The 4,593-nt window shown below is 59.0% G+C and carries 5 protein-coding genes; 4 read left to right on the plus strand and 1 reads right to left on the minus strand.

Annotated elements, in window-relative coordinates:
* Positions 1-193 (plus strand): hypothetical protein (locus ACQRAQ_RS08420; RefSeq protein ID WP_427794533.1); only part of this gene is annotated, 193 nt, incomplete at its 5' end.
* Positions 194-207: 14 nt separating this feature from the next.
* Here the strand turns inward: ACQRAQ_RS08420 and pepT are convergent.
* Positions 208-1,455: a peptidase T gene (gene pepT / locus ACQRAQ_RS08425; RefSeq protein WP_427719695.1), complete on the minus strand. Its 1,248-nt coding sequence runs from the start codon at positions 1,453-1,455 to the stop codon at positions 208-210.
* A 120-nt stretch (positions 1,456-1,575) separates the two neighbouring features.
* On the opposite strand from pepT, the gene ACQRAQ_RS08430 reads away from it, so the two are divergent.
* From ACQRAQ_RS08430 to ACQRAQ_RS08440, 3 genes are all read left to right on the plus strand, one after another.
* Positions 1,576-1,998 carry a metal-dependent transcriptional regulator gene (locus tag ACQRAQ_RS08430; protein WP_154518396.1) on the plus strand — a complete coding sequence of 141 codons (423 nt, stop codon included), beginning with the start codon at positions 1,576-1,578 and terminating at the stop codon, positions 1,996-1,998.
* 12 nt (positions 1,999-2,010) lie between these two features.
* A complete protein-coding gene (locus ACQRAQ_RS08435; RefSeq protein ID WP_427794534.1) occupies positions 2,011-2,904 on the plus strand; it encodes a homocysteine S-methyltransferase family protein in 894 nt (297 codons plus the stop codon).
* A gap of 174 nt (positions 2,905-3,078) precedes the next feature.
* Positions 3,079-4,479: a phosphoglucomutase/phosphomannomutase family protein gene (locus ACQRAQ_RS08440; protein ID WP_427794535.1), complete on the plus strand. Its 1,401-nt coding sequence runs from the start codon at positions 3,079-3,081 to the stop codon at positions 4,477-4,479.
* The last annotated feature ends 114 nt before the right edge of the window (positions 4,480-4,593 follow it).

Raw genomic sequence — 4,593 nt, forward strand, 5'->3', positions numbered from 1 at the left:
CGCCCAGAGCGACAATTTGTCATTCAAAAGGCAGGGCATGACAAGAATCAATGTCCTGCCTTTTTCATGCCAACTTGTTCGCTCTGGACGTCGCTCGCTGACGTTGATTCAACCAGCGATGCCGACTACTCCCCTTGCACCAAAAAATCGCCCCGTTCTCGGTTTTGAGGACGGGGCGATTTTGCTTACCTAGATTATTCGAGTTCCTTATGCGAAGCGGGCGACGAGCTCCTGCAAGACGTCGGTCATCTTGACAAGCGAGCTGACCGGAACAAACTCATTGACGCCGTGGTAGCAGTAGCCGCCCGTTGAAAGGTTGGGACAGGGCAGGCCGCGGAACGACAGCTGTGCACCGTCGGTGCCGCCGCGAATCGGCAGCACCTGGGGCTCAACATCGCAGGCAAGGAAGGATTCCTTAGCGACATCGATCAGCTCTGGGTAGTCGCGGACAATCTCGGCCATGTTACGGTACTGGTGCTTGATCTCGACCGTTACGCGCTCCTCGCCCAGACGCTGGTTGAGCAGCGCGGCGGCAGCATCCATCAGATCGAGCTTCTGCTGGAACTTGGCGGCATCGTGATCACGGACGATATAGCGCGCCGTGGCATGGTCGACTGTGGCAGAAACGCCCTCAAGATGATAGAAGCCCTCGTAGCCCTCGGTGTATTCCGGACGCTGCACGTAGGGAAGCAGGGCATTGAAGTCGCAGAACAGATTGCCCGCGTTAACCATGCGGCCCTTGGCGTCGCCGGGGTGAATGGACTGGCCCTCAAAGCTAACGGTAGCCTCGGCGGCGTTGAAGCACTCCCACTCAAGCTCGCCAACCGGACCGCCGTCGACTGTGTAGGCATACTTACAGCCAAAGTCCTCGATATCCAACAGCTCGGCACCGTGGCCGATTTCCTCGTCCGGGCAGAAACAAATACCAAGCGTGGGGTGAGGCAGGCTGGGGTCCTGTGCAATGCGTGCGACGAGCGCCATAATCTCGGCGACACCGGCCTTATCGTCGGCGCCCAGCAGCGTGGTGCCGTCGGTGCAAACCAGGTCCTCGCCCAAAAGGTTGTTGAGGGCGGGGAGCTTGGCGGTGCTCATGGATACGGGCTTGCCGTCGACGATGCCGCAAACCAGGTCGCCGCCCTCGTAGTGCACGATGTGCGGCGCTACGCCGGCGCCCGGTGCGACCTCGGTGGTGTCGAGGTGCGCGATCAGGCCCAGGGCGGGCTTATTCTCGGAGCCGGCGCTCGCGGGAATGTGAGCGCAGACATAGGCGTTTTCGGTTACATGGGCATCGGTTGCACCAAGCTCGCGCAATTCCTCGGCAAGCACATTGGCAAGATCAAACTGGACGGTGCTCGACGGCACCTGGTCACAGTTGGCATCCTCGGACTGTGTGTTGATCTGGACGTAGCGCAAAAAACGCTCGAGTACGTCGGGGTTCGTGGTGGTGTTTTCCATAGAGACCGCTCCAATCTTGGTTGTCGTGTGCATCAAGAACTCTAGCACGGTATGCCGCGGCATACCGCGACGCTTGGATGGGGTAGAATCAGCCATTGAATGCAGAAGGGACGGATGTTCATGGATACGACAAATAGCTCGCGCGAGCTACATCTAACGGTGGCGAACGAAGACTACTTGGAGTGCATGGTTCGCATCGAAAGCGAGGATGGGGAGACTAATGGCGTGCGGTCGGTCGATATCGCACAGCGCCTTGGCGTTTCGAAGGCATCGGTCAACAAGGCGGTTTCGGCTCTCAAGGCATCCGAACTTGTCGAGCAGTCTCACTACGGCAAGGTTATCCTGACCAACCGTGGGCGCGAGGTCGGTTTGGCTATCTGGTATCGCCATCGCCTGATTCGCACATTTTTGGTCCAGGAGCTCGGCGTCGACTTTGAGCGCGCCGATGCCGAGGCCTGCATGATGGAGCACGCGCTTTCCGAGGACACAATGGTCCGTTGGCTCGCCTATCTCGAAAAGCAGGGAATCAGCATCGAGGAATAGCGAAACATTTATATGGATACGAGTTATTACAATCGCTTCGGCGGCGAGGAGCTTATGCGCCGACTTGCCAGCGAGACGCTGCTGGCACAGGGTCCGATGGGCAGCGTGCTGCTGAGTGAATACGGTGCTGCCGATATTCCGCCGGCATTTTGGAACCTCGCCGAACCACAGACGGTTTCTCGCATCCACCGACTGTATGCCGCCGCTGGCGCACAGGTGCTTATTACCAATACGTTCCAGGCATCGGGTTTTGCGCTCGATCGCGATGAAATCGCTCCATCTATGGCAGAGGTCAATCGCGGGGCGGTCGACGATGCCCGCCAGGCAAATCCCCAGCTATTGCTGGGGTCCATGGGGCCTATTGCGATTGAGTGGTTTGTCGAGGATTCTTCCGAGTATCGAGAGATTCGCGCAAATGCTCGCGAGCAGGCGTCCGCCCTGCTCAACGCCGGCGTCGACGGGATTCTGGTCGAGACGATCACGTCTATCCGCAATCTGCAGCCCGTGCTCGCCGGTGTCCATGATGCCGCTGATGGCATGCCCGTTCTGGTGAGCTTTGCTATTGATGACAAGGGCGACCTGCTGGGTGATGGCCTAAACATCGAAGGTGCCATCTTGTATGCCGAGAAGCACGGTGCGAGCTCGGTTGGGATCAATTGCTGCACCCTGACAGCGGCTACCGCTGCGGTACCAAGAATGGTCAAGATAGCCACGACGCCCGTTACTGTACGTCCCAATGCGGGAAATCCGGTCCAAACGCAAGATGGGCCTGTGTGGCACGAGGACCCCGAAGCTTTCGCGCGCGCATGCGTCGAGTGGAAGCGGGCTGGCGCCGCAATGGTTGGTGGCTGTTGCGGAACCACGGCGATCACGACGGCTGCTATGGCAGACGCGCTCGATATATAGAGTCCGAAGAAAAGCACATTCGAAGTACCGCCCCGACCGGGGCGGTTTTTTGTCTACATGCGCCCTCGATGGCTTTTGCCTAAACGGTGAATGCGTGCGCCGGCGGCTTGCCGGGCGCTCGTTGCGGGTATACCACTTGCGTACCATGATCCAAACACTGCGAGGTGTCTGCGTGTGTGCGCGATAATTCATTTTGGAACTGATGGCTGGCGCGCTCGCGTCGGCGAGGATTTTAACGCTGACAATGTTGCCCGTATCGCTGATGCCGCCGGCGAGCTCTGGCAAAAGACATATCCCGGCAAGACGGTATATATCGGGTATGACACCCGTCCCCGGGCGCGCGAGTTTGCAGAACTTGCAGCTGGCGTGCTTGCGGCCCATGGCCTTGATGCCGTGCTCGTGGCCCGTTTTGTACCCACGCCTGCCATCACGTGGGCTGCCGCATACGATGGCGAGGCGTGCGGGGCGCTCATGGTGACCGGTTCACATCATCCGCAGGGCTATCTCTGTCTCAAACTGCGCATGGGCGATGGTTCCACGGCAAACCAGGACGTCATCGAAGAACTCGAGGCAACGATGGCCGCCGAACCTCTGGGGCTCGAGGAGCAGTATCGCACGGCGGATATCATTCCCGACTATATGCGAGCGGTAGCATCGTTTGTCGATGCCGATGCCATTCGTGCCGCTCGTCTGCGCGTGGTGGTCGACCCCATGGGGGGAGCGGCTCAAGGTTATCTTGCCGATTTGCTGCGCGAGCTGGGTGTTGAGGTCCATGAGATTCATGCGGGGCAAGCATCGGATTGGAGGGATATCTGTCCCGATCCCGTAGAGCCGTGGGTGGATGCCTGCGAGCGTGCAGTTATCGAAGACGGCGCGTGTGCCGGCCTGGTGACCGATGGCGATGCTGACCGTATTGGCGCGGTCGACGAGCGCGGTAGATATATACATCCGCATCAGATCATGGCGCTCGTAATGGGCGAATTGGTTCAGTTTCGCAATTTGAAGGGGCGAGTCGTCGTCAATCTATCGTGCTCGACGCTTGTGCGTCGTGTTGCCGAGGCGCTCGGTTGCCGCGTGACCGTAAAACCGGTTGGCTTCAAATATATAGCCGCCGAGATGAAAAAAGACGGGGTGCTTATGGGCGGTGAGGAGGCCGGTGGCATCGGCATTGCCGCGCATATGCCCGAGCGTGACGGCATCCTCGCTTGCCTACTCCTGTGTGAGCTCATGGCAAAGACGGGGGCTTCGCTGGGCGTGCTGGTCGATCAGCTCGAGGCGAGTTTTGGAAAAACAAGTTATGGCCGTCGAGATTTACGACTTGAGGCAGAAGATGCCGAGTCGCTGCGCACGCTGCTTCCCGGTGTGAATCCCAAGTCGATTTGCGGCAAGGCGCCGCAGAGCGTAAGTCACATGGACGGCTTGCGTTTGGCATTTGAGGATGATACCTGGCTGTTGGTTCGCCCGAGTGGCACTGAGCCGGTGGTGCGAGTGTACGCCGAGGGCTTTTCGGTGGAGGAGCGCGACGAGTTGCTTGATGCCGGCTGCGCTTTGGCTCGGGGCGCATATCGGCTCTAGCCATGGGGCTGATCAATATAAAGATATGCTCGGCGAGTGGTAGGTAACGACTGGCAAGCGTCAGCTGCGGGTATAAATGTGTAGGAGTTGTGTGCAACCAGATTCCCGCCCCGC

The organism is Collinsella sp. SGI.178 (assembly GCF_050313495.1).
Taxonomy (GTDB): Bacteria; Actinomycetota; Coriobacteriia; order Coriobacteriales; family Coriobacteriaceae; genus Collinsella.